This window comes from Nocardia sp. BMG111209 (genome assembly GCF_000381925.1).
Lineage (GTDB): Bacteria > Actinomycetota > Actinomycetes > Mycobacteriales > Mycobacteriaceae > Nocardia.
Genome location: NZ_KB907307.1, coordinates 1,124,347 through 1,149,633, shown reverse-complemented (window position 1 = coordinate 1,149,633; position 25,287 = coordinate 1,124,347). Strand labels below are relative to the sequence as shown.

The window sequence follows — 25,287 nt, the reverse complement described above, 5'->3', positions numbered from 1 at the left end:
CGGTCCTCCGTGCCCGACTACTCCTACAACCCGTACGCGGCCCTGCCGCAGGTGCCGACGTTCACCGTCACCTCCACCGACGTCGCCGACGGGGCGCCGTTCGCGATCGCGCAGGCCAGCAAGGCCTTCGGCGTGCCCGGCGGACAGGATGTGTCGCCGCAGCTGTCGTGGTCCGGATTCCCTTCGGAGACCAAGAGTTTCGTGGTCACCGTGTACGATCCGGACGCGCCGACCGCGTCGGGTTTCTGGCACTGGGCGGTGCTGGACATCCCCGTGGCCACGACCGTGCTGGATTCCGGTGCGGGCAGTGCCGGCGGCACGCTGCCCGCCGGTGCGGTGACCCTGCGCAACGATGCCGGTTTCCCGGGCTTCGTCGGCGCGGCGCCGCCGGCCGGGCACGGTTATCACCGGTATTTCGTCACCGTGCACGCCGTCGACGTCGACACGCTGGAGCTCGGCGCCGACACCAGTGCGGCGGTACTGGGTTTCAACCTGTTCTTCCACACCCTCGCGCGGGCGCAGTTCGTGGCGACGTTCGAGGTGACCGAGTAACACCGGCGGGCCCGGCACGGCCGTGCGCCGTGCCGGATCCGGCTGTGCCGCAGGCTTTTGCGGTGTGATCAGACCGAATGTACGTCCACCGGTTGCGGATCGGTGTAGAGCGCTTCGATCTCGGCGGCGTAGGCCGCCGCGATCGGGGCGCGTTTGAGTTTCAGGGTGGGGGTCAGTTCGGTGCCGCCGGGTTCCCAGGCCTGCGGCACGATGGTGAAGCGTTTGATCTGCTCGACGCGCGCGAGGCGGGTGTTGCCGGAGCGGACCGCGGCGCGGATCTCCTCGATGATCTCCGGGTGTTCGGCGAGGATCGCCGCGTCGGCGCCGGGCATGCCAAGGGATTTGGCGCGCAGCGCCGCCAGGTCGGCGTCGAGCACGATCAGTGCGGTGAGGTAGGCGCGGCCGTCGCCGAGGGCGACCACCTGCCCGGCCAGCGAGGACGCGGCCTTCACGGCGTTCTCGACGTTGGCGGGGGAGATGTTCTTACCCGCCTCGGTGATCAGCAGTTCCTTCTTGCGGTCGACGATGGTGACCCAGCCGTCGGCGTCGATGGTGGCGACGTCGCCGGTGTGCAGCCAGCCGTCGGCGTCGAGGGCCTCGGCGGTCTTCTCGGGCGTGCCGCGGTAGCCGTGGGTGACCACCGAGCCGCGGACCAGCAATTCCCCGTCGCCGCCGAGGCGCAGTTCCAGGTCGCCGAGCGCGCGGCCGACCGAACCGGGGCGCGGTGTGCGCAGGTCGGTGAAGGTGCCGACGCCGCTGGTCTCGGACATGCCCCACACCTCGGTGACGGTGAAGCCGAGGCCGAGCAGGAATTCCAGGGTTTCCGGCGGGATCGCGGCGGCGCCGGAGGCGGCCAACCGCAGTTCGTCGAGGCCCAGTGCCGCACGCAGTTTCGCGAGAACCAGGGTGTCGGCGAGCCGGTGCTGCACGGTCAGCAGCGGGCCGGGCCGTCCCCCGGCGACGCCGAGGCGTGCGGCGGTGACGCCGACCCCGATCGCCCACTGCGCCAGTGCATGCTGCACGGCGCCGGCCTCGGCGAGGCGGGTCTCAATGCCCGCCTTGACCTTCTGCCACACCCGCGGCACCCCGAAGAAGGTGGTGGGCCGCGCGTCGGGCAGGGCGGCGGCGATCTCGCGGGCATCGGCGACGCAGGTGATGGTCATGCCGGTGAACAGGTTGGTGCAGTGCCCCGAGATCCGGTCGGCGACGTGCGCGGCCGGCAGATAGGACACGCCGCGGTCGTCGAATCCGGCCCGCATGATGTCGTGCTGCTGCGCGGAGATCTGGGCGACGATGTTGGCGTGGGTGAGTTCCACGCCCTTCGACGGCCCGGTGGTGCCGGAGGTGTAGATGAGGGTGGCCAGATCCTGTGGCCGCACCGCCTGCCAGGCGGCGGCGAAGTCGAAGTCGGCGGCGGGATCGTCCTCGATGTCGTGCAGCGACAGCACGCCCACGGCGGTGGGACCGTCCACGACCACGACATGGTCCAGCGACACCCCCGCACCCTGGATCGCGGGCAGGAACACCTGTTCGGTGATCACGACCCGGTTGCCGGCGTTGGTGAACACGTGCGCGATCTGTTCCGGGGAACTGGTGTTGTACACCGAGAACGGGGTGCCGCCCAGATGCAGGACGGCGGTGTCGACGAGGTTGAACTCGGGCCGGTTGGTCAGCATCAGGCCCACGGTGTCCCCGTGCCGCACACCGAGTTTCGCCAGTCCCGCCGCGATCGCCGCGACCCGCTGCGCGTATTCCCGCCAGGTGATCTGCTGATTTCCGCCGACGGTCCGCAGCGCCACCTGATGCGGCCGCAGCGTCGCGGTCTGCTGGAACGCCGCCGGCACGGTGTCCACCGTGACGCCGGATTGATGGGTGAAGCCGATCTCTGTGCTCATACGTCCTTGTTCCCGATCCGTGCGGTGCCGTATCGCCTCGGGAACGCTGCGCCACCGGCGAGCATCGGCCCACCGCCGGCGTCGCGCCACCCAGTGACGCGGCCCACCCATCCTATCGGCGCGGCACGCCGAATGTGATGCGTCTTACACCGGGAAGATCACCGCGCGCATCCGTGCCGACATATTCGGGCGAGGCCCGGACCGTGTACGCACGTCGGCGCGTTCCTGTGCGATGGACGGCGTTGACAGGCCGGTTCGGCTGCACCAGTGTTGACGACGGGGTACCACGGGTGGGAGGACTTCGCGATGGACCCGACCCTCATCGCCGCGACGATTGCGGCGGGCGCTACCGCTGGACTGAAAGATGCAGCGGCAGAAGCTGTCCAGGATGCCTATACCCGGCTGGCACACACGATGTCCAGCCGGTACGAGAGAGTCGATCTCGTTGCGATCGAAGCAGATCCGGATTCGGTGACCAGGCGCGACGCGCTCGCCGAACAGTTGGCGGCGGCGGGCGCCGGCGACGATATCGAACTGGGGGAAATCGTGGCGCGACTCGCTGCCGCGGTGATCGATGCGGAGCCGAGCGCGGGGGCGACATTCGGGGTCGACCTCGCTCGGATCGCGGCGGGAATGTTGCGGGTGGGTGGCGTCGACTCGGACGGGACCGGCGTACGAGTCAGGGACGCACAGATCACCGGCGATATTGATATCGGGAAAGTCCGTGCGGGCGCGCCGGAGCCGCCACACCCTCCCGAGGCGCGGTAGCCGTATCCGATACCGCGCCGACCACCACCTCGATGTCGCATGTGCGGGCAGGCCGTGACATCACCACACACAACTACTTCCCGTATCCGGCCGCCGGCGCCGCCGATGCGAGTGCGTCCGGCGTGGATTCCGGTGCCGCCGAGGGTGGTTCGCTGTCCACCGAGCAATTCGTTCGGCACAATGTCGCGCCCCCGTTCGCGGACTTCGTGGACCGCAGGCGTGAACAGGCGAGAATCCATCGCGGACTTCGGAAGCGCGGTGCGATCATCTCGATATACGGCATGGCCGGGATCGGTAAGTCGGCACTCGCCAACAAGATTGCATGGCAGCTGACGGGAGAGTCGATCCGGTCCCGTCGCGGTGATGCGCACGCAACGACGCGGGCCGCGCCCGCATTCGACGCCGTCATATGGTGCGATCAGTCCGCACGTCATATGACCTTGGACGAGATCCTGAATACGATCTCGTTCGTGCTCGAAGACACGCGGGCACCCTTGCTCCCGGTCGCGAGAAAGGTCGAACATGTAGCTCGCAACCTCAATCGCGAGAGATGCCTCCTCGTCGTCGACAATTTCGACGACCGCTACAACAGTGACCTCCGGCATTTCCTGGCCAGAATCGGATCGCGCTCCAAGGTCATGATCACGTCGCGAACCGTCTACAGCCACGACGCCTGGCACGTGCGAATCGGCTCGCTGAACAACCGGGCACGCCTGAGCATGATCTCCAGGAGATCGATCGACTGGAGATGACCGCACAGGTACCGGAGAGCGATGTCCTGCTGCGCGCCTATTCCCACGCAACCGGGGGAAATCCGCTTGCGATCCGCCTCACCATCGGACAATTACGATACAGTGCCGGCGGGTTGGCGGAGATGATCGACCGACTGCATTCCGGCGCCGACCTCGAGGTGTTTTTCGATCCGATCTTCGAACACGCGTGGAGAATAGTTTTCAGTGCCCGGAACGCGGCCTATCTCGAGATCATGACCGTCCTGGCACTGCATCCGGCATCCGCCTCACCGAGCGCCGTGACCGCGGCACTGAATCCGGCGTACGTCCGGTTTCGGGACGACATCGCGTATCTGGCCGATTCGTCTCTGGTGGAGTTGGTGCACTCGAAAAGCCCCCGCGCACCCCGGCTGGGTCTTCATCCCCTCGTCCGTGCATACATCCTGTCCAAGGTTCGCGGAGATATCCGGACTCTCGAACTGGAGAACTCACTGATCGAGTACTATCTCGATCTGATCGGCGGCCCGGAGCCGCCGGGGCACAGCGACAAGCTGCGTGTACTGCAGCGCGAGTACCGCAATATTCTTCATTTCGCCGTTCGCTCGGCTCATACCGTCCCCGCGAGTGCGAATTCGCGTAATGCCCTTCGCCGATCGATCGGGTACTCCAACGGTTTGGCGGAATTCTTGTGGCATCGTGGATACTGGCGCGACAGAATTACGCTCTGCACGAACGCGGCGCGGGCCGCGAAACTGCTGGGCGACCGTGCGGAGCTGGCCGGGCAACTGGCACTGATCGGCCGGATGCACATCAGGACCGGCGATATTCCGCTGGCGCGCAAGTACCTGCGGTGGAGCAAGAGATCCTTGCCCAGGGGTGCCGCGGCCGACACCCGCCGTGAGACGACGCGACTGCGCGCGCATCTGGCCTTCGCCCTCGGCGATTACGGTACGGCCCAGTCGCTGTTCGAGGAAGTTCTCGCCGTGGCCCCCGACAGTATCGACTCGAACGGAAAAACCGCCACGCTGGTCGAATTGGGCATCTGCATGTATTCACGGGGCGACTTCGAAGCCGCCATAGCGGCCCTGACGCGAGCCGAGCAGAAGAACGAAGACGAGAACGCAGTGCAGGGCCTTGCGGTAACACTCAGTCATCTGGGGAACGCGGCGTACGAGGCAGGGGATCCGGAGCGGTCACGGCATTGCTGGGAACGTGGCCGGGCGATGGCCACCCAGGTCGACCGGCCCATGACCGAAGGGCGTTGCCTCCTCGGTCTCGCCAAGATCGGCGTGCTGAACCGTGCCGACCGGGAGGCCGAGTCGTATGCCTCGGCGGCCCGGCGCATCTTCGAACGGCTGGGAGTGGCAGAGGCGACCGAGGCACGCTCGATCCTCGAGAATCTGGCAGCGGAGAACGCGGACAACTCGGACCGGCTGTCCACTGTCCTGCGGCACTGCAGAGCAGTCATTTTCGACTTCGAGGACACGATAGCGGCCACCGCACACACTCGATGGCCGGTGATGCGGGATACCGCGAGAAAATTCGGCGTCCGGCTCAACGACTACAAGATCAAGAAGGTCTGGGGGCGGCGTCTGGACGAAATGTTCTCGGAACTGTTTCCCGACGACAGTATCGATGTGGAAGAATTCCAGCGAATCTACAAGCTGTCCATGCTGGAGACGAAACCGGTACCGACGGTCGGCGCGATTCCGTTGGTGACGAGGCTGAATCGCCTGGACATTCCGCAGATCATCATCAGTTCCGGTAGCAGAGATCTCATCGAGCAGGATCTCGATCAATTGAACATTCGCACGCTCTTCGACGAGATATTCGATCAGAAGAGCAGCCCGAGACCCACATCGCCGCATGCGGGACAACCTGCCGAGTATTTTTCCAAGCCGGACCCGGAGGTGCTGGACCGGCCGCTCGCGTACCTCGCGGGCAGAGGAATTCACGATGGAATCGTCTACCTCGGCGACAGCGTTCGCGATCTCATGACGACGCGGTCGCACCCGCTCGGCCGAACCGCAGTCACCTTCATAGCCGTTCTCAGCGGCTCGGAACAGGCTGCGAACTTCGTCGCGAACGGGCAGCCGGAGGGACTGATCGTGCCGAACCTGTCCATGGTGCGGATGTGGCTCGAACGCCACGATGCCGGCGGCGAGCCCCGACATCGGACCACCGGGTGACGCCTGATCGGCTCGGCGCGTCGAATGTGATGCGTCTTACATCGGGAAGATCACCGCGCGCATCCGGGCCGCTCGGACGCCGGCGATGAGGCATCCTGGGCGGATGCGTGCCGGCATTCCGCCGCGCGATCGCTTGCTCCCTGCACGGCGGGATTCCCGGGGAGGAACCTCATGACAGATGCACCGGCACCCTTGGGCACATGGGTCGAGCTGCACGTCCCCGACTTCGACCCGGTCCGCACCTTCTACACCCACCTCGGTTTCAAGGTGTTGTGGGAGCGACCTCCGGAGGAGAAGAAGGGCTACCTCGTCACACAGTTGGGGGCGAACATCCTGTGCTTCTGGTGCGGCAACGATCACGTGTACGACCAGAGCCATTTTCGCCGCTTCCACCGGGACACTCCGCCGGGATTCGGCGTGGAGATCGTGTTATCGGTCGACGATATCGACGAGCTGTTCGGCCGGGTGCACGGTGACGAGCGTGTCGTTCAGCCCCTGGAGCGTCAGCCGTGGTGTGGCGTCCGCGACTTCCGCATGATCGACCCATCGGGGTTCTATCTGCGATTCACCGAACCGTTCGACATCCGGGAATCGCGTTATGCCGTCGAATGAGACGCCGGGCAGCAGGTGCCCGCGGATGCGGCGCTTGGCGTCGAGGTAAGCACGGGCCCGCTCACTTCGTGCCTCGGTGATCAGCGGCACTCGTTCGACGGCAATACCTGCCGCATGGACGGCCTCGATCTTGTCCGGGTTGTTGGTGAGCAGTCGTACCGAGGTGAGTCCCAGTTCCGACAGCGCGATCGCCGCCTGCTCGTAGCTGCGGACGTCCGGTTCGTGCTGCAGCGCAGCGTAACTGGCGAACGTATCGACGCCGTGCTCTTCGCTGTGTCGCAGGCTGCGTGCCTTGACGATCAGCCCGGCGCCGCGGCCTTCCTGGTCGAGATAGACCAGCACCCCGCACCCTGCGGCCTGGATCCGGTCCATCGCCGTGTCGAGTTCCGGCCCGCAATCGCAATCGTCGGAGGCGAGCACGTCCCCGTACATACACCGCGAATGGATACGCACGAGACAACCGTCGGTGACCGGACCGACGACGATCATCGTGCCCCGATCGTCCCCGACGGCCCACTCCCGGACCCGGACTCTCATATCGCGCCCCTTGCGCGTGAGCGTATGCCCGGTGTCATCGAGAGCGGATGCCGCCGTCTTCACAGACCCATTCCTCCGATACGAGTGCACGGACGCCGAACACCTGTCGGCGCACACTCGATTCGCCCGGAACTCACCAGGTCTGCGTACACCAGGGGGTATAATGCCACAGCCTGGACGTGAATGTCAGATACTCCGAGTGCGATGTTCCGGCACCTGGACAGACCGGGATCTCATCAGTTCGGAACGGGCCCGAATCGGACCATCTGATCGACCTGTTCGACGGTCGGGAGCGGGTCCGGTACCGCGTAGAGCGATCCGGGTGCGATGTCCATCGCGGCTGTGGCCCAAGCGAAGTCGGACTCGTCGGCGGGGCAGCCCGCCTTCAGGACCCGGTAGGTCAGGGCCGCCGAGAACAGTGCGGTGGCACCGGGTTTGCTGCGGAACACCGCTGGATACGGTGCAATGTCGTATGTTTCGTTGCCGGCGCGGACCGTGCAGCCGAATTCGCGTATGGTGCAGACGGTTCGAGCGCCCATGACCTGTAGCCATTGCGCGGGGTCCGCGGTGGCCGCGCCTGCGCCGAACAGCAATCGGCCGAGTTCGGCCTCGGTGCCGACCAGAAAGTCCACGGCGTGCAGGAACGGATACAGGGCCTGCGGGTCCTTGAGCGTCGGTGAGGCGTGCACGATCACGATCGGCCGTCGCGCCAGTGTCTGTACGTGGGCCAGCACCCAGGCGAGGACGGGCTCGGGCTGCTCGAAGGTCAGCAACAGCACTCGGGCGTGGTCGATCGCGTTCTGCACGGCCGCACTCGTGAGATCGGCGGGATCCAGGGCCATCTGCTCGTTCTTGTCGGCGACGATCGCCGGGCCGTCGGGGCCGGTGATCACTGCGGTGATCGGAGTCGGGGCGCCCGCAACGGTTTTCATCAGAGAGGTGTCGACGCCGTGTCCGGCGAGATACTGCAGCAGCAACCGGCCGGCCTCGTCGCCGCCTACGGCGCCGAGCAGTCCCACCGATACGCCCCAGTTGGCGATGGCGACCGCGCGACCGAGTCCTTTGCCCCCGGGATGGGTGGTACGGCGGCTGTCGACCGCCGTACCCGGGGCCGGGTGCCGGTCGACGTCGTAGACATGGTCGTGGACCGCGTCGCCGATGACCACCACCTGGATGCCCCGGGCGATCGGATGCTCCGACAGTCGCCGGGCCAGTTCGAGGAAGGCCCGATCTTCCGGGGCGCCGCGCAGGGTACGCACGGTCGGCGGGAGCGGAATCCGTTCGACGGCCAGGACATGGTGCAACTCCACCCATCGGGCGCACAGGTAGGTACGGCGTGCGCCGAGGTCGGTGGCGTACAGCGCCGCCGGATCCACCTCGGATGTCAAAAGATCTTGTAACAGGCCGAGATTCAGTTCGGCATCGACGATCAGCCGTTCGGTGGGCGGCAGGTCGCGGGCGAGTTCCCGGACGACCGGCAGCACGGCCTGCCGAGGGGCTACCCGGTGATGATCGGCGTAACGCCGGATGACCGGCAGTTCCAGCAGTATCCCGGCATCGATCTCGGTGCGGTGCAAGCGATCCGGTTGCAGGCCGGCGCGTTTGCGCAGACTGGTGAGTACGCTTCGGATCGCGGCGACCGCCGCCTCGTCTCCGGTCATCGGGCCCGTCACCTCCGTGTCACTATCGTTGCAGACGATAGACGCGATCGCGGCATATTTCCGTTCACCTTCGGGTTTATCCTGGTCTCACTCGGGGAAATTTTCTCCACGAGGGGGCATTTGCCAGTATCCTCCGGGAAATACCACCTCGTGGAACGGCATTCGTACGCCGAGTGCCTCGGGAGGTCCCGAATGTCGGGAGTGGTCCTCTCGGGGTGGCGTAGTCACCGGCGGTCCCGCTCGCGCGACCGGTTACGGTGAGACCGACGCGGCCGCAATCGGTTCGGCCGCCTGACCCCTGTCTGCTTCGTCCGCCGCCCCGGTGCGGCCACCCCGTCCGGCCCGTGCCGGCGCCGAGCGGGGCGTTCGTCATCCCCGCAACACGTCGCGCCGCGACCCGCCCCTTCCGGAGGCAGCCGTGACACTCTACGAGAACAGCCGCACGATCACCGGTGCCCGCAGTGGCGAGTGGGCCACGCGGGCCGGTCGCGGGGGTTCGTCCTGGCGGCTGAGCTGGCTGCCGGAGGCGGAGCTGAGCGGGGATCAGGCCCGCGCCGGGGTCGTGATCGCCGAAATTCTGGCCGCGCCACGCACATTGGCCGATCCGGCGGTGTGGGACGAGCTGGGGCGATCCGCACGGCAGTTGAACATTACTGTGCCGCAGGCTCTTTCGGCTCTGTTGTATCGCACGCAGCAGCGGCGGTCGTCGTGACCGGCGCTGCGATGCGGCGGGCCGGGCGTGCTCGCCCGGTCCGCCGCCCGGGGGTTGTCCCCACCGATGTTGCGGATGTCCGTCCGGCGGATGCAGTGTCCTTGCTGCACCGGATGGGCCCGCGAGAGGAGGCAGTCGTGACCATCCACGCGACCGACCGGATCATGACCAGCGACCGTTCCCCGGAGTACGCCTATCGCGCCGGGGGCGGCGACCGGTGGCGGCTGACCTGGCTGCCGCAGTCGCTGTCGCGGGCGCAGGCGCTGGCGGGGATGCGGCTGGACGAACTGCTCAGCGATCCGGATGTGGTGCACGACGCGGTCACAGTGGATCGCATCGCCGAGCACGCGGCCACGGTCGGTATCCGATACGAGCAGGCGGTGATCGTGTTGTGGCGGCGGATGGAGAACCGGTCGCGGCGGCGGCCCCGGGCGCACGACGGCCCCGACGCGGCGGAGGGGGTGGCCGGGTACGGTCCGGCGCCGCGGTCGTTGCATCTGCTGGGGTGATCGGTGTCCGCGGGCCGCGCCGGCGGCCCGCGGACCGGGTCAGGCGCGGTTGGCGCCGTGGGCGGCGCCGACGGCGTCGGCGATGCCGGTGTAGCCGCCGGCGCGCAGCCGCTGGGCGATGCCGCGGTGGATGTGCCGGGCCCAGGCCGGGCCGCCGTAGATGAATCCGGTGTAGCCCTGTAGCAGGGTGGCGCCGGCGAGGATGCGTTCGAAGGCCTGGTCGGCGTTCTCGATACCGCCGACGGAGATCAGTACCAGCCGGTCCCCGGCCCGCGCGTACAGCCGCCGCAGCACCTGCAGCGACCGTGCGGCAACCGGCGGGCCGGACAGGCCGCCGGCGCCGATGGTCTCGACCTCGACCTCGGGGGTGCGCAGTCCGCGGCGGGCGATGGTGGTGTTGGTGGCGACGATGCCGGCCAGGCCGAGTTCCACGGCGAGGTCGGCGACGGCGTCGACGTCCTCGTCGGACAGGTCGGGGGCGATCTTCACCAGGACCGGTTTGTCGGTTTCGGCGAGGACTGCGGCCAGGATCGGGCGCAGCGATTCGACGGCTTGCAGGTCGCGCAGTCCGGGGGTGTTGGGTGAGGACACGTTGACCACGACGAAGTCGGCCAGCGGGCCGAGCAGTCCGGCGCTGTGCGCGTAGTCGCCGGCGGCGCGTTCGGGCGGGGTGATCTTGGTCTTGCCGATGTTGGCGCCCAGCGGCACGCCACCGGGCCGGCGGTCGCGCACCCGGTCGGCGGCCGCGGCGGCGCCGTCGTTGTTGAAACCCATCCGGTTGATCAGGGCGTGGTCGGCGGGCAGCCGGAACAGTCGCGGCGCCGGGTTACCGGGTTGCGGTTGCGCGGTGACGGTGCCGATCTCGGCGAATCCGAAACCGAGCGCGCCCCAGGCGTCGACGCCCTCGGCGTTCTTGTCGAATCCGGCGGCCAGGCCCAGTGGCGCGGGGAATCGCACCCCGAACGCGTCGACGGCGAGGATCGGGTCGTCGACGGCGAACAGTGCCGCCGCGAGCCTGCGGCCGGCCGCGAACCGGGTCGCCCACCGGATCGCGAGGAATGCGAGGTGATGGATGCGTTCCGGGGGCAGCAGAAACATCAGGCGCAGCAACAAGGAGTACATGCCCGCCTCACATTCCCGGTTCGGGGACCGGGTGGCTGGTCTTGCGGCGGCGCAGCAGCACGCGGCGGCTGCCGTCGGTGTAGGCGCGCACCCGCGACAGTTCCCAGCCGCCGTATTCGGCCTGGATCGTCAGGCGCATCGACGCGGTCACCCGGTTGACATCCGGTGGCAGTCGTAACGGCACGTACTCGTATTCTCCCTCGTCACTGGTGGTTTCCCACCCTGCTGGAACCGCGTTGCGACGCGAACGGTGCGGCTGGTGCGAACCGGTACCCGGGGCCGGAGCCATCACTGCCCTCTCTTCCTGTCGTCCGCGCCGATCCGCTGCAGACCGTCGCCGGTCGCGGATCCTACGAACATGTCGCCGGTGCGGTCGTCGATGGTCACCGAATCCGGTTGACGTACGGTCGCGAAGCGACCCACTTCTTCCGGTATACCCGTCGACAGATCGAATCCGGCGACTTCGTTACTGCCGGTCAGCGTCACCCAGACGGTTTCGGACCGCTGATCGTAGGCGAGTGCGTAGGGCGAAGAGCCTACCGGGAAACGCTGCCGCAGCACGAGTGGATCGGGAGTGTACACCAGCAAGGTGCCGCCGGCGGTGTCGGTGACCAGCAGCCGCTGATAGTGGTCGGCGATCAGTCCGGTGGCGCCGGTGCCCGCGCGCAGCGCCAGCCGGGGCTTGCCGTGGCCGAGGTCCAGTTCGGTGAGGCTGGTCTGCGCGAGGTCGAGCACGGCGACGGTGTCCCCGGCGGCGGCGACGGAATCGGCGCCGGTCAGGCCGGTCACGGTGTGCAGGATCCGGCCGTCGTCGGCGACGATCAGGACCCGGTGGTCGGTGAGCGCGACGGCCAGGGTGCCGTCGGGGCGGCGGGCGACCGCGCGGGCGGCGGCGCCGACGGGGGTGGCGCGGACGGTGCCGGTGGCGGTGTCGATGTGCAGGATCTGGGTTCCGGCGGCGGCGAGGATCTCACCGGGGCCGCCGGGGGTCAGGCCGGCGGTGCGGGCGGGCAGGGTGACGGTGCGGGTGCCGGCCGTGCCCGGGGCTGCCGGGTTCGCCGCGCCGCTCGCGGCCGCGGCGGGGGCGGAACCGGCGGGTGCACCGGGTGCGGGATTGCCGGGTGTGCCGGTCGGCGGGGCGAGGTCGAGCAGGTGGACGGTGCTGCCGTCGGTGTCCAGTTCGGCCAGCCGCCCCGCGCCGGGCACGGCCAGCAGGGCGGCGATCGGCGCCGCGGGGGTGACGGTGCCGGCGGGGGTGACGGTCGTCGGCGGGGAGACCGCGGCCGAGGCGGGGGCGGCGGCGGGTGTCTTGTCACCGGAGTTCTGGGTGGAGCAGCCGGTGAGCACGCCGACGGTGGCGACGGCCGCGAGCGCGCACCCGGTCCAGCGGACACGGCGTGCGAGGGCCGACGGGGTGGCGTCTGCGGGCCGGGGTGGCGTGGGTGTGCCGTCGGGTGTGGTGCCGTGGGGAGCGTGACGCGCCGGGGCCGGGCGTGCCGCTGCGCCGAGCGGAGCGGGGCCGTTGACACCACGCATGCACCGAACTCCTTCGCCACCGTCACGCCTGCTCACCGGGCCGCCCCGGCGAACCTCTTCCCTATCATCTGACCACGGTCGCGCTGCGGCCCGACGCGCCGGGGTCGTGGCGTCGGCGTGGCGTGTCGCGGCTGGCTGCCGCTCTCGTGCGCAGGCGTGGTGAACCGGCGGCGGGAAAGGGGCAGGTGGATCGCGGCGTCCGTGCGAGACTGTACGAGACTTACCGGTAACTTCTCGAAACGGGCACAGGGACGGCAGATGGTGGTGCGACGATCGGCGCTGAGTGCGCCGGTGTGGGGGCTGTGCGCGGCGGGCCTGGTGGCGGCGGTGACCGGCTGCGCCAGTGGCCCGGACGAGGCGGCGGTGGCCGCCGCGCGGTCCTCGGCCTATGCGGCGCTGACCTCGTCGGCGCAGGCGCAGGCACACGCGCCGGAGGCCGGTCGCGCGGCGCCGCGGCCGATCCCGACGGCCGCGGAGCTGGACGCGCAGATCAAACGCGCCCTGGATCCCGCACTGCCCGACAGTGACCGGACCGCGCTGATCGAGGACGGGGACGCGTTCACCGGCGCCATCCCCGACATGTACCAGGCGATGCACGACAATCCGCACGCGATCTACGGCGTCACCGACCCGGTGTTCGACAACCACGACGGCACGCTGACGGCGACGCTGCGGCTGGACAAGGACGGAACCGGCAGCAACATCCGGACCACGATCGTGCACTTCGTCGACGCCGGTGGGGTGTGGAAGCTGTCGCGGACCGACCTGTGCGGGATCCTGCGCACCGCCGACTACAAGACCCCGGCCTGCGGGTAGCGGCGGATGTTCGATCGGCAGTTGGCGCGGTGGGGGCGATGGGTCCACCGTCGTCGGTTCCTGGTGTGCGCGGTGTTCCTGGTGGCGGTGGCCGCGTCGGGTCTCTACGGCCTGGACCTGGGGTCGCGGCTGGCGCAGGGGGGCTGGTTCGACGAGCACAGCGAGTCGGTGGCGGCGTCGCAGCTGGCCGACCGGACCTTCGGCCGCGACACCGACGCGGACGTGATCATCGTCTACACCGCCCCGCCCGGCGGCACCGTCGACGATCCGCCGGTGCGCGCCGCGGTGACCGCGTCACTGGCCGAGCTACGCGCCCGCTACCCCGATCGGATCCAGAAGATCGACTCGTATTTCGACGGTTCGATGATGGGCCGGTTCGCCGACGCCTCCCGCACGCACGCCTTCGCCAGTGTCGGGTTGCGCGGCGCGGACACCGAATCGGTGAACAACTATCTCGCGATCGAGGACGCGCTGCGCGGCGGCTGCACCGGCGCCACCGCGCACACGCCCGCGGCGCACGGGCCGGTGGACGCCGCGGGGGGTGCGGCGGCGTCCGGGTGCGGGCCCGGCGGTACGACGGTGCAGCTGGCGGGTCTGCAACCGGTAGTGGAGGGCATCAACACCGGGATGCAGCGCGATATCCACCGCGCGGAGGTGATCGCGTTGCCGCTGGTGGCGATCCTGTTGTATTTCGTGTTCGGCGGGGTGGTGGCCGCGGCGCTGCCGGTGCTGGTCGGCGGGATGACGATCCTGGGCAGTCAGGGCATCATGCGGCTGCTGACCACGGTGATCGATGTGAACGTGTTCGCGTCGGCGGTGGTGACGCTGGTCAGCCTGGGACTGGCGATCGACTACGGATTGTTCGCGGTGACCCGGTTCCGGGAGGAGCTGGCCGGCGGGCGCAGCGTGGAGGAGGCCACCGCCGCGACGGTCGCCACCGCGGGCCGGACGGTGCTGTTCTCGGCGGCGATCATCGCGGTGAGCCTGGGCGCGCTGTTCATCTTCCCGATCGGGGTGCTGCGGTCGGTGCCCTACGGCGGGATCAGTTCGGTGCTGCTGGCGGCGGTGCTGTCGGTGACGGCCCTGCCGGCGATGCTGAGCATCGCCGGTGACCGGATCGATCTGCTCAACTGGCGCACCCTGCGCCGGCACCGCGAACACGGTGCGGCACAACCGGTTCCGGGTCACGGCGAGCGGGGGCAGCGGTTCTTCTCCGGGCTGGCGGTGTTCGCGATGCGGCGGCCGGTGCTGGTGATCGCGCCGATCGTGCTGGGGTTGCTGGTGTTGCTGATCCCGTTCCGGCACATCGAGTTCGGTGGTCTGTCGGAACGGTATCTGGCCCGCGACAATCCCGCCCGGGTCGCGCAGGAGCAATTCGATGCCCTGTTCCCCGGTTTCCGCACCGAACCGTTGAAACTCGTTGTGGTCGGCGCGAATTCGCAGCAGTTGTCCGATATCCGGTTCCAGGCCGATTTCACGCCGGGACTGACCGGGAAGTTCGAGGCCGCGGCGCCGACCAAGAACGGGGTGAACGTGCTCTCGGCGGGCCTGGTGGACGACCGGGCCACCGATACCGCGATCGCGACGCTGCGCGCGATCCCGTCCCCGCCGGGGGTCACGGTGATGGTCGCGGGGGTTCCGGCGCTGGAACGCGACAGTATCCACAGTCTGATCGAGGGGCTGCCGCTGCTGGGCGCGATCCTGGTGGCCGCGGCGATCGCATTGATGTACGCGGCGTTCCGGTCGCTGGTGCTGGCGATCAAGGCGGTACTGCTGAGCACGTTGTCGCTGGCGGCGACCCTGGGCATCCTGACCTGGATCTTCGTGGAGGGTCACGGTGCGGGGGCGCTGAACTTCACGCCCGGTCCGCTGATGTTCGCGGTGCTGGTGCTGATCGTGACGGTGTTGTTCGGGCTGTCCACCGATTACGAGGTGTTCCTGCAGTCGCGGATGGCCGAGGCCCGGCACGCGGGCGCCGCACCGGCGGAGGCGATCCGGTTCGGGGTCGCCCACACCGGTGGGGTGATCACCTCGGCGGCGGCGATCCTGATCGTGGTGACCGGCGCGTTCGGGTTCTCGGATCTGGTGCTGATGAAGTACATCGCCTACGGCATGATCGCCGCGCTGGTACTGGACGCGACGGTGATCCGGCTATTGCTGACCCCGGCGATCCTGAAACTGGTGTGGCGGCGCTGACCGGTCAGGGGTGCGGGTGGTGGGGGTCGACCCACGGCACCGGTTGCGGGTTCGTCTCGACCTCGGGGATGTCGAGGTTGATCACGATCGGCTCCTGGTCGGAGCGGACCACCACGCAGCGCAGGGTGTGGTCGTCCTCGGCGTTGATCTCCTGGTGCGGCACGTACGGCGGGACGAAGATGAAGTCGCCGGGCCCGGCCTCGGCGACGTATTCCAGTCGCGCACCCCAGCGCATCCGGGCGCGGCCCTCGACGACGAAGATCACGCTCTCGAGGCTGCCGTGGTGGTGAGCGCCGGTTTTCGCGCCGGGATCGATCGCGACGGTGCCGGCCCAGATCTTCTGCGCGCCGACCGTCGCGGCGCTGATCGCGGCCTCCCGATGCATGCCGGGTGTCTGTGCGGTGTTCGGGTCGAGCCGGTCACCGGGCACCACCCGCACCCCGTGCTGCCGCCAATCCCGCTCGGAATCTGCCACGCCGCCGACCCTACGCGCCGACCCCCGGGCCGCGCGGGGCGGAAACCGGTTTCGTCGATGACGATATCCGATCGCCGTCGATCGTCTCGAGGAGCACCGGAGCATGTGACCGGCGGCGGCCTGCGGAAAAGTCCCGGCCGGACCACGATCGCCGACCTCGAGGGGAATGCCGGTTCCGAGTACGTCGCCGGCGATGTCTGGACCGGGCCCGGGACGCCGCGGTGCTCGTATCCGGACCCGGTGCCGGTCGGGTGGCTCAGCGGCGGACCGGGAGGACGAGTTGGGTGCCGGTGCGGGGGTGGTCGAAGACTTCCACGGGGTGGCGGTAGACGTCGGTGAGCAGGCCGGTGGTGAGGACGTCGCGCGGGGGACCGGCGGCGACGAGGCGGCCGTCGGCGAGGACGGCGACGCGGTCGGCGTAGGCGGCGGCGACGCCGAGGTCGTGCAGGACCACGACGACCGCGGCGCCGGCGTGGGCGCGGCGGCGGGCCAGGTGCAGGACCTGTTCCTGGTGGCCGAGATCCAGTGCGGCGGTGGGTTCGTCGAGCATCATCGTGTGAGTGTCCTGGGCCAGGACGCGGGCGAGGGCGACGCGGGCCCGTTCCCCGCCGGACAGCGCGGGAAACGGCCGGTCGGCGAGGTGCCCGACGTCGGTGGCGGCCATGGCGGCGGCGATCGCGGCCTCGTCACCGTCCCGGCGGGCGGTGCGGGCCCAGGGGGCGCGGCCCATGGTGACGACTTCGCGGGCGGTGAACGGGAATCCGACGCTGTGGCTCTGCGGCAGGACCGCGCGGCGGCGGGCCATGTCGGTGTGGGTCCAGTCGGTCAGGGGGCGGCCGTCGAGTTCGACGCTGCCGCAGATCGGGTCCAGTTCCCCGGCCAGCGCGGCGAGCAGGGTGGATTTCCCGGCGCCGTTCGGCCCGACCAGCGCCAGGATCTGCCCGGACACCACCTCCAGGTCCACATCCTCGAGGACCGGGCGGCCGCCTCGGGTGATCGTGACGCCACGCGCCCGCAGCGTGATCGTCCCGGGGTCCGGCGCGGGCGGTACGTCGTGCGTCCGGCGCGCGATACGCCGCCACGCGCGCGTCACCCGGTTGCGGTCGTCGTGCCGACGCGCCGGCTCGGGCGCGGATGACCCGGTGGCCTGCGTGTCGCTCGGTCCGGTCGCTGCCGTGTCGGCCGGTGCCGGTGGGGTGGGGCCGGTCATGCCCAGCCTCCGGAGCGGGCGCGTGTGCGGCGCAGCAGCCAGAAGAAGAAGGGGGCGCCGACGAGAGAGGTGAGCATGCCGAGGGGAAGGTCGGCGTTGGCGACGAGGGTGCGGGCGCCGACGTCGGCGGCGAGCAGCACGATCGCGCCGAGCAGCGCCGACAGCGGGATCAGGACGCGGTGCCCGGGTCCGACGAGCAGGCGGACGACGTGCGGGACGACCAGGCCGACGAACAGGATGACGCCGGTGAAGGACACGCCCGCGGTGGCGAGGACGGCGACCACGAGGATCACGTTGCGGCGCAGGCGTTCCACATCGACACCGAGGTGGCGGGCAGCGGATTCACCGAGGGCCAGCAGGTCCAGGCGCGGGGCGAGCAGGATCGCGGCGGCGATACCGACGGCGGCCAGGGGCGCGACGACGGTGACCGATTGCCAGGTGGCGCCGTTGAGGCTGCCCAGCTGCCAGAACACGATCTGGTCCCGGGCGGCCGGGGAGGCGGTGAACATGAGGAACGCCATCAGTCCACCGGCGAACGCGTTGACGGCGACACCGGTCAGCACGAGCGTGACGGTCTCGGTGCGCCCGCCGGACCTCGACAGCAGATAGACCAGCAGCGTGGTGCCCAGCCCCGCGACGAACGCGCCGCCGGCGACCGACCAGGCGGCGGCGAACGCGCCGCCGGTGACGATGACGATGCCCGCGCCGACGGCCGCACCGGAGGACACGCCGATCACGCCGGGTTCGGCGAGCGGGTTGGCGAACACGCCCTGCAACAATGCACCCGCTGTCGCGAGCGCGGCCCCGACCAGCATCGCGAGGACCACGCGCGGGAACCGCACCTGCCACAGCGTCACTTCCCCGGCGGGATGGTGTGGCATCGGCCCCCAGTCCAGCCCGATCCGATGCGCGACACTCCCGGCGACCTCCGCCGGCGTGGTCGGCACCTGCCCGACCGCAGCGGAGAACAACGCCAGCGCCACCAGCACGACAACCGCCACCGTGAACGCGATCGCAACCCGCGACCACCGCCTCCGCCCGCCGGGCCCCCCAGCGCCGTCACCGCCAGCCGTCGCCGAACTCTCGGCAGGCCTAGCCGTGGCACCGCCACCATCCCCCAGCGCCGGTCTCTCGCCGGGACCTGCTGTGCCCTCGCCTCCCGCCGTCGCCGATCTCTCGGCAAAGCCCTCGACGGCACCGCCGCCGCCCGTCGCCGATCCTTCGGCCGGCCCCGCGACAACTCCGCCGGTCGGTGTCGAACCTTCGGCAGGTCCGGCGGCGAGCGGGCCCGGATTCGGCACCGGCTGCCGGGACGCATCCGCTGCCATGACGGCGGCAAAGGGGTGGTCCGTGGCCGCGGTGAGGACCCCCTCGGTGACCGGGTCCACCGCTGCCGCACCGGCGTCCCGCGTGCCCGCGACCGGCCCGCCGGTCGCGACCCGATCCGCCGCGCCGGTGGCGACGGCCGGGCCGGTTTCGACCCGGCCCGCCGGGCTGTCCGCCGATGTCTCGTCGGCTGCTGCACTGCCGTCGGCGGGTCGCGCGTTCGCCGTGGTGGCGACGCGATCGGCGCTCGCGTCGGTCCGGCGGTCGCCGTCGGCGGTTCGCGTGGCGGGCTCGCGCAGCTCCGGCGTGGTGCGGGGTCCGGTGACCGGCAGGGGATCGGGGGTCTCGGTGCCCGATCCGCCTGCGGTGGTCTCGTGGTCGCGGCGAATCGGTTCGGTGGCGGGTCGGTGTGCTGCGCCGGGGAGTCCGGGTCCGGTCATGCGGGGGTGGTGCCGTAGAGGGCTTTGCCGAGGGCGGCGACGACGCGGCCGGTGTTGGGGCCGAAGCTGAGGATCACCGAGTCGGCCATGTCGACGACGTGCCGGTCGCGGCCGGCGGGGGTCTGGGCGATGCCGGGGACCTTCAGCAGGCCGTCGAGGCCGCCGACGGAGGCCAGGCCGTCGGACATGACCAGCAGGATGTCGGGGGCGGCGGCGATCATGGCCTCGCTGGTGATGGGGGTGAACGGTTCCTTCAGGCCGGAGGCGGTGCCGGCGTCGGTGCCGTCGAGGGCGGTGACGAGGGCGTCGGCGCCGGAGCCGGGTCCGGCGAGCATGGTGATGGCGGTGCTGCGCAGGTAGACGAACGCGATCTTCGGGCGCGGGTCGTGTTTCGGGATGGCGGCGGTGGCGGCGGTGATCTCGTCGTGGGTGCGCCCGGCCAGCGCGTGCCCGGCGGCGGGGACGCCGAGGGCGGCGGCGACGGCCTCGATCTGCGGGCCGACGGTGTCCATGGATCGGTTCGGGTCGGCGTAGACGACGGTGATGCCGAGGGCCTTCAGTTGGTCGCGCATGGCGGGGGTGGCGCTGGTGGTGTCGGTGAGGAATACGGTGGGGCGCTGCGCGGCGACGGCTTCGATGTTGATGCTGCCGCTGCCGCCGGCCACGTTGGGCACGTCGCGGACGGCGGGGAACGCGGCGGAGGTGGAGCGTCCGACCAGGTGCGAGCCGAGGCCGAGGGCCCAGACGGTCTGCGCGAGGGTGCCGTAGCGGTCGACGGCGACGATGCGGGAGGCGTCGGTGACGGTGACGGTGGATCCGTCGAAGGAGTGCACCGTCGCCGGCAGCACCGGGACCGGCGCGGGGCCGATGGGCACGGGGTCGAGGTCGGTGAGGGTGGCGGTGGCCGGTCCGTGCGCGGTGGTGGCGCCGCCGGCGCCGGTGGTGGGCCCGCAGGCGGTGACACCGGCGAGCAGGGCGGCGGCGAGCGTCGCGAGCACGGCGCGACCGAGCAGGGTCCGCGGGGACCGGGAACGGGCGACACACCTCATGAGGGAAGCCTAAGTCGTGTCCGGTGCCGGGTTCAGACCCGGGTGACGGTGAGGCGGCTGACGTCGTCGAGGGCGGCGGCGATGGCGCGCGGCAGTTCCAGGGTTTCCGCGGCGAGGATGCCGGTCAGCTGGGCGATGTCGCGGGCGCCGACGATCATGCTGGCGACGGCGGGCCGGTCGCGGATCCAGGCGAGCGCGACGGCCAGCGGTGAGGTGCCCAGGCCGTCGGCGGCGGTGACGAGGGCGTCCACGACGCGGGTGGCGTTCTCGTCGAGCCGGTCGGTGATCTCGGCGGCGGTGGCCTCGTCGGCGCCGCGGGAGTCGGCGGGCACCCCGTCGCGGTATTTGCCGGTGAGGATGCCGCCGGCCAGGGGGCTGGCGGCGATCAGCCCGACCCCGTGGTGCACGGCGGCGGGCACGATATCGCGTTCGGGGCCGCGGCCGAGCAGTGAGTAGGGGGTCTGGGCGGCGGTGATCGGGGCGACCGCGGCGAGGGTGGCCAGTTGCCACGCGGTGAAGCCACGCACCCCCGCGTAGCGGACCCGCCCGGAGCGGACAGCGAATTCGACGGTGGCGGCGATCTCCTCGAGCGGCGTGTACGGATCCCACGCGGCGACGCTCCAGATGTCGAGATAGTCGGTGCCGAGGGTGGCGAGGGTGGCGTCGAGTTGCCGCATGAGGGTGCGCCGTGACGCGTCGACGGTCCAGGGGATCCAGCCGGTGTGGGTGACGGGCACGCCGTCGGGGTCGGTGACCGCCGGTACCGGGACCAGGCCGGCGCAGCCGCTGAGGACCAGTTCGTCGCGGGCGACGACCTCACCCATGAGGTCGCCGAGAATGCGCTGGGCGCCGCCGCCGTGGTAGGCCGGTGAGGTGTCGACGAGGGTGCCGCCGGCCTCGACGAACGCCACCAGTTGCACGGCCGCGGCGTCGGCGGCGGTCTCCCTGCCCCAGGTGTGCGTCGCCAGGCCGATCCGGGACACCCGCAGCCCGCTGCGTCCCACCGCCCGCTGCTCCATCACAACGTCCGCACTTCCGTCACGTACCGAAGCGTAAAGCGTGTGCGGCGTTTCACCGCTCGGCGACACCACCGGGCGGGCACATCCCCGGCACACCCGCGCGGTGGCGGTGTGGCGCAACCGTTCCCGCCCTCCCGGCGTCAGTGCCGTTGGCCTGGTGCGGGATTGCCGTTCACGATGGTGTCGGCCGACGACGGTGGTGAACTTCCCGTGATCGCCTAGGCTGGGCGTCATGACTGTGATCCTGCTGCGGCACGGGGTGTCGACGTCCAACGTCGCCGGCACGCTGGCCGGCCGCAGCCCCGGCGTCGATCTGACCGACCGCGGTCGGGATCAGGCGCAGGCGGTGGCCGATCGGCTGGCGGCGCTGCCGATCGAGCACATCGTGCATTCGCCGTTGCAGCGGTGCGTACAGACGGTGACGCCGCTGGCGGGCAAACTCGGTCTCGAACCGGTGCCCGAACCGCGGTTGCTGGAGGTCGACTACGGGCAGTGGACCGGCCGCCCGATCCGGGAATTGCTCGGCGAGCCGTTGTGGCGGGTGGTGCAGCAGCACGCGTCGGGGGCGGTGTTCCCCGACGGGGAGGGCCTGGCGCAGGTGCAGTTCCGGGCGGTGGCCGCGGTGCGGGAGCTCGATCACCGGTTCGCGGCCGACGCGGGCCGGGACGTGTTGTGGGTGGCGTGCACGCACGGCGATGTGATCAAGTCGATCCTCGCGGACGCGTTCGCGATCCATCTGGACGGTTTCCAGCGTTTCGCGGTGGAACCGGCGTCGATCAGTGTGGTCCGTTATGCCCCGACCGGCCCGTCCGTGTGGCGGGTAAACGACACCGGCACCGATCTGTCGGCCCTGGCGGCAAAACCGGAGCAACATTCGGGTCAGGCGGCGGCACCGATCCCCGGCGGGGAAATACCCACCGGTGACGACGCGACCGAATCCGGTCCTGATACGGATAATGGGAATGCGGATCGCCCCGATTCTCCTTCATAGGACGTGTCGAGTAGTGGACGTAGTGCAGTCGGTTTCAGGAGGTGCAGATGTCCCGAGCAATCCATGTGTTTCGCACCCCCGATCGTTTCGTCGCCGGAACAGTCGGTGAGCCTGGCGATCGTTCGTTCTACCTACAGGCTGTGCAGGAGCCGCGGGTGGTGAGTGTGCTGCTGGAGAAGCAGCAGGTGAAAGTGCTCGCGGACCGCATGGGTCTGTTGCTGGACGAGGTCGCGCGCCGGTTCGGCGCGGAGGTGCCGCCGCAGGCGGACGACGTCAACGACACCGCACCGCTGCAGACGCCGATCGACGCGGAGTTCCGGGTCGGCACGATGGGCCTGGGCTGGGACGCCGACGCCGGCGCGGTGGTGGTGGAGTTGCTGGCGATCACCGAGACCGAGGTGGACGAGTCGGTGGTCCTCGACGACACCGAGGAGGGCCCGGACGCGGTGCGGGTGTTCCTGACCCCGATCCAGGCGCGGGAGTTCGCGTTGCGGTCGACGCGGGTGATCGCGGCCGGCCGGCCGCCGTGCCCGTTGTGCGGGGAGCCGCTGTCCACGAAGGGGCATATGTGTGTCCGCACCAACGGCTACAAGCGTGGCGACATCTTCGGCGCCACCGACCTCGAGGAAGACTGACCCGGCGATCATGAACGCAGTCACGGCCCCCATCGGCGACGGGGCCGCCGATCCTTTCTATACCGGCGATCTGTCCGTACTCGGACAGGTCTCCACCGCGAGCAATCTGACCCTGGTGTGCGAGATCGGCGCCGACGGTGTGGTGCGCGACCGCCGGTCGCGGCCGCGGGTGTACCGCGCGACGGCGGGCGAGTCGACCGCGCGCGTGGTGTACAAGCCGGTGCGCGGGGAGCGGCCGTTGTGGGATTTCCCCGACGGCACGCTGGCCGGGCGGGAGGTGGCGTCGTATCTGGTGTCGCAGGCGCTGGGCTGGACGGTGATCCCGGAGACGATCCTGCGCGACGGCCCGTACGGGCCGGGGATGGTGCAACGCTGGGTCGACTCGCCCGACACCGTCACCGACGAGCAGGACCCGCGCCCGGATCTGGTGGATCTGGTCCCCGCCGGCGCGGTGCCGGCCGGGTTCCTGGAGGTGCTGCGCGCGGTGGACGGTACGGGTGCGGAGGTGTCGCTGGTCCATGCCGACGATCCGCGCCTGCACCGGATGGCGGTGCTGGACGTGCTGATCAACAATGCCGACCGCAAGGGCGGGCATGCGCTGGAGGGCACCGACGGGCACGTGTACGGGGTCGATCACGGGATCTGCCTGCACGCGGAGCCGAAATTGCGCACGGTGCTGTGGGGCTGGGCCGGTTCCCCGGTGGACGCGCCGCTGCTCGACGATGTCGCCGCGCTGGTGCCGAAGCTCTCGGGTGCGGTGGGTGACGCGCTGGCCGAGCACATCACCGAGGCCGAGATCGTGGCGCTGACCGCTCGCGCGCGCCGGTTGCTCAACGATCCGGTGATGCCGTTGCCGCGGTCCTCGCGGCCGATCCCCTGGCCGGCGTTCTGATCCGGCCGTCCGCCGCCGCCGGGGCGTGGTGATCGCACCGGCGGGATTGCAAGGGTTGACATTTCCGGTGGGCGGCGTCGGCGCAGGTCGGGCCCGGTGGTGCGGTGGATCGGTGACGGGGTTGTAGCGGGGGCGGCGGTAACGGGCGCCGATCACACCTTTACCCTCGATTCATGCAGTCCTGGTCCGAAATCGCTGTCCCGACCGTCCCCGGATCAGGACCGCCGTTGCGGTTGTTCGACACCGCCGACCGGCAGGTGCGCCCGGTGACCCCGGGGGCGACCGCCGGCATGTACGTGTGCGGCATCACCCCCTACGACGCCACCCATCTCGGGCATGCCGCCACCTATCTGGCCTTCGATCTGGTCAATCGGGTGCTGCGCGACGGCGGGCATCGGGTGCACTACGTGCAGAACGTGACCGATGTCGACGATCCGCTGTTCGAGCGCGCGGCCCGCGACGGGGTGGACTGGCGCGATCTCGGCGCCACCGAGGTGGAGTTGTTCCGGGAGGACATGTCGGCGTTGCGGGTGCTGCCGCCGGCGGACTACATCGGCGCGGTCGAATCCGTCGGCGAGGTGGTGGAACTGGTCGACAAACTGCTCGCCGGGGGTGCGGCCTATGTGGTCGACGACGCGCGGTATCCGGATGTGTACTTCCGCCACGACGCCACCGAGCAGTTCGGGTACGAGTCGGGCTACGACCGGGAGACGATGGAGCGGTTGTTCGCCGAGCGGGGTGGCGATCCGGACCGGCCGGGGAAGCGGGACCGGCTGGACGCGTTGCTGTGGCGGGCCGCGCGCCCGGGTGAGCCGTCGTGGCCCGCGCCGTTCGGGCCGGGCCGGCCGGGCTGGCACATCGAGTGCGCGGCGATCGCGCTGAACCGGATCGGGCCCGAGTTCGACATCCAGGGCGGCGGGTCGGATCTGATCTTCCCGCATCACGAGTTCTCCGCGGCGCATGCCGAGGCGCTGGTGGCGCATCGGCGGTTCGCCCGGCACTACGTGCATGCCGGGCTGATCGGCCTGGACGGGGAGAAGATGTCGAAGTCGCGCGGCAATCTGGTGTTCGTGTCGCGGTTGCGGCGCGGCGGGACCGATCCGTCGGCGATCCGGCTGGGTCTGTTCGCCGGCCACTACCGGCAGGACCGGCAGTGGACCGGCGACATCCTCACCGACGCGCTGTCGCGGCTGGACCGGTGGCGGCAGGCGGCCACGCTGGCGTCGGCGCCGGCCGCGGAGGACACCGTGGCCCGGGTGCGGCAGCATCTGGCCGACGATCTGGACACCCCGAAAGCCCTTGCGGCCGTGGATGCCTGGGTGCAGCAGGCGCTCGCGTACGGGGGCCCGGACGTGTCGGCGCCGGGCCTGGTCGCGGACGCGGTGGACGCGCTGCTCGGTATCCGCCTGTAGGC

23 protein-coding genes and 1 pseudogene are annotated in these 25,287 nt (G+C 70.2%); 13 read left to right on the top strand and 11 right to left on the bottom strand.

Translation table 11 applies throughout. From position 1 onward, the window contains the following. Positions 1–9: 9 nt before the first annotated feature. Entirely contained in the window at positions 10–552 is a 543-nt protein-coding gene (locus G361_RS0105150; protein WP_019925988.1) for a YbhB/YbcL family Raf kinase inhibitor-like protein, read from the top strand. Positions 553–620: 68 nt separating this feature from the next. Here the strand turns inward: G361_RS0105150 and G361_RS0105145 are convergent, their stop codons facing one another. Beyond that, positions 621–2,447, bottom strand: a complete 1,827-nt coding sequence (locus G361_RS0105145) for a long-chain fatty acid--CoA ligase (RefSeq protein WP_019925987.1) — start codon at positions 2,445–2,447, stop codon at positions 621–623. Between the two features lie 306 nt (positions 2,448–2,753). Here G361_RS0105145 and G361_RS0105140 point away from each other — a divergent pair, with 306 nt between their 5' ends. The 4 genes and pseudogenes from G361_RS0105140 to G361_RS51705 form a co-directional block, all read left to right on the top strand. Continuing rightward, the gene (locus G361_RS0105140) at positions 2,754–3,215 is read left to right on the top strand and encodes a hypothetical protein (protein ID WP_026342716.1); all 462 of its coding nucleotides are present in this window, start codon (positions 2,754–2,756) and stop codon (positions 3,213–3,215) included. 32 nt (positions 3,216–3,247) lie between these two features. Continuing rightward, the gene (locus G361_RS0105135; RefSeq protein WP_019925985.1) at positions 3,248–3,967 is read left to right on the top strand and encodes an NB-ARC domain-containing protein; all 720 of its coding nucleotides are present in this window, start codon (positions 3,248–3,250) and stop codon (positions 3,965–3,967) included. Beyond that, positions 3,964–6,135 (top strand): HAD hydrolase-like protein, encoded by a 2,172-nt coding sequence (locus G361_RS0105130; protein ID WP_019925984.1) that lies wholly within the window; start codon positions 3,964–3,966, stop codon positions 6,133–6,135. Before G361_RS0105135 ends, G361_RS0105130 begins: the two co-directional genes overlap by 4 nt. 171 nt (positions 6,136–6,306) lie before the next feature. Continuing rightward, a pseudogene (locus G361_RS51705) lies at positions 6,307–6,639 on the top strand (VOC family protein); the annotation flags it as partial. Here G361_RS51705 and G361_RS42365 read toward each other — a convergent pair. Both G361_RS42365 and G361_RS0105120 read right to left on the bottom strand, forming a co-directional pair. After that, the gene (locus G361_RS42365; protein ID WP_255359787.1) at positions 6,565–7,284 is read right to left on the bottom strand and encodes a GTP cyclohydrolase II; all 720 of its coding nucleotides are present in this window, start codon (positions 7,282–7,284) and stop codon (positions 6,565–6,567) included. The pseudogene G361_RS51705 and the gene G361_RS42365 sit on opposite strands and share 75 nt — an antisense overlap. Positions 7,285–7,520: 236 nt before the next feature. Continuing rightward, the gene (locus G361_RS0105120; RefSeq protein WP_019925982.1) at positions 7,521–8,945 is read right to left on the bottom strand and encodes a carbohydrate kinase family protein; all 1,425 of its coding nucleotides are present in this window, start codon (positions 8,943–8,945) and stop codon (positions 7,521–7,523) included. A 418-nt stretch (positions 8,946–9,363) separates the two neighbouring features. Between G361_RS0105120 and G361_RS0105115 the strand changes: the two genes are divergently transcribed. Beyond that, positions 9,364–9,657: a hypothetical protein gene (locus G361_RS0105115; protein WP_019925981.1), complete on the top strand. Its 294-nt coding sequence runs from the start codon at positions 9,364–9,366 to the stop codon at positions 9,655–9,657. Positions 9,658–9,794: 137 nt separating this feature from the next. Continuing rightward, the gene (locus G361_RS50180) at positions 9,795–10,166 is read left to right on the top strand and encodes a hypothetical protein (RefSeq protein WP_196814419.1); all 372 of its coding nucleotides are present in this window, start codon (positions 9,795–9,797) and stop codon (positions 10,164–10,166) included. Positions 10,167–10,205: 39 nt separating this feature from the next. Here the strand turns inward: G361_RS50180 and G361_RS0105105 are convergent, their stop codons facing one another. From G361_RS0105105 to G361_RS42350, 3 genes are read right to left on the bottom strand one after another with little or no spacing between them, the layout of a single operon-like run. Further along, entirely contained in the window at positions 10,206–11,288 is a 1,083-nt protein-coding gene (locus G361_RS0105105; protein WP_019925979.1) for a quinone-dependent dihydroorotate dehydrogenase, read from the bottom strand. Positions 11,289–11,295: 7 nt separating this feature from the next. Beyond that, positions 11,296–11,577, bottom strand: a complete 282-nt coding sequence (locus tag G361_RS42355) for a DUF5703 family protein (protein WP_052172626.1) — start codon at positions 11,575–11,577, stop codon at positions 11,296–11,298. After that, a complete protein-coding gene (locus G361_RS42350; RefSeq protein WP_231386784.1) occupies positions 11,577–12,824 on the bottom strand; it encodes a YncE family protein in 1,248 nt (415 codons plus the stop codon). The genes G361_RS42355 and G361_RS42350 overlap by 1 nt, the downstream gene beginning before the upstream one ends. Positions 12,825–13,082: 258 nt before the next feature. On the opposite strand from G361_RS42350, the gene G361_RS0105090 reads away from it, so the two are divergent. Further along, positions 13,083–13,640 (top strand): hypothetical protein, encoded by a 558-nt coding sequence (locus G361_RS0105090; RefSeq protein WP_019925976.1) that lies wholly within the window; start codon positions 13,083–13,085, stop codon positions 13,638–13,640. A gap of 6 nt (positions 13,641–13,646) precedes the next feature. Then, positions 13,647–15,836, top strand: coding sequence for an MMPL family transporter (locus G361_RS0105085; protein WP_019925975.1), 2,190 nt, complete (start codon positions 13,647–13,649; stop codon positions 15,834–15,836). A gap of 4 nt (positions 15,837–15,840) precedes the next feature. Here G361_RS0105085 and G361_RS0105080 read toward each other — a convergent pair whose 3' ends face one another. From G361_RS0105080 to G361_RS0105060, 5 genes are all read right to left on the bottom strand, one after another. Continuing rightward, positions 15,841–16,311 carry a cupin domain-containing protein gene (locus tag G361_RS0105080; RefSeq protein ID WP_019925974.1) on the bottom strand — a complete coding sequence of 157 codons (471 nt, stop codon included), beginning with the start codon at positions 16,309–16,311 and terminating at the stop codon, positions 15,841–15,843. Between the two features lie 256 nt (positions 16,312–16,567). Beyond that, entirely contained in the window at positions 16,568–17,521 is a 954-nt protein-coding gene (locus G361_RS0105075; protein WP_019925973.1) for a heme ABC transporter ATP-binding protein, read from the bottom strand. Continuing rightward, positions 17,518–18,534: an iron ABC transporter permease gene (locus G361_RS0105070; protein ID WP_026342714.1), complete on the bottom strand. Its 1,017-nt coding sequence runs from the start codon at positions 18,532–18,534 to the stop codon at positions 17,518–17,520. Before G361_RS0105070 ends, G361_RS0105075 begins: the two co-directional genes overlap by 4 nt. Positions 18,535–19,283: 749 nt before the next feature. Beyond that, a complete protein-coding gene (locus G361_RS0105065; protein ID WP_019925971.1) occupies positions 19,284–20,336 on the bottom strand; it encodes a hemin ABC transporter substrate-binding protein in 1,053 nt (350 codons plus the stop codon). A gap of 32 nt (positions 20,337–20,368) precedes the next feature. Then, positions 20,369–21,355 carry an aldo/keto reductase gene (locus G361_RS0105060; RefSeq protein ID WP_019925970.1) on the bottom strand — a complete coding sequence of 329 codons (987 nt, stop codon included), beginning with the start codon at positions 21,353–21,355 and terminating at the stop codon, positions 20,369–20,371. Positions 21,356–21,587: 232 nt separating this feature from the next. On the opposite strand from G361_RS0105060, the gene G361_RS0105055 reads away from it, so the two are divergent. The 4 genes from G361_RS0105055 (at position 21,588) to mshC (ending at position 25,285) form a co-directional block, all read left to right on the top strand. Then, positions 21,588–22,346 carry a histidine phosphatase family protein gene (locus G361_RS0105055; protein WP_019925969.1) on the top strand — a complete coding sequence of 253 codons (759 nt, stop codon included), beginning with the start codon at positions 21,588–21,590 and terminating at the stop codon, positions 22,344–22,346. A gap of 47 nt (positions 22,347–22,393) precedes the next feature. Next, the gene (locus tag G361_RS0105050) at positions 22,394–22,981 is read left to right on the top strand and encodes a DUF3090 domain-containing protein (RefSeq protein ID WP_026342713.1); all 588 of its coding nucleotides are present in this window, start codon (positions 22,394–22,396) and stop codon (positions 22,979–22,981) included. Between the two features lie 10 nt (positions 22,982–22,991). Continuing rightward, on the top strand, positions 22,992–23,873 hold the full coding sequence (locus G361_RS0105045; protein WP_019925967.1) for an SCO1664 family protein: 882 nt from the start codon (positions 22,992–22,994) through the stop codon (positions 23,871–23,873). A 173-nt stretch (positions 23,874–24,046) separates the two neighbouring features. Beyond that, a complete protein-coding gene (gene mshC, locus G361_RS0105040) occupies positions 24,047–25,285 on the top strand; it encodes a cysteine--1-D-myo-inosityl 2-amino-2-deoxy-alpha-D-glucopyranoside ligase (RefSeq protein ID WP_019925966.1) in 1,239 nt (412 codons plus the stop codon). The last annotated feature ends 2 nt before the right edge of the window (positions 25,286–25,287 follow it).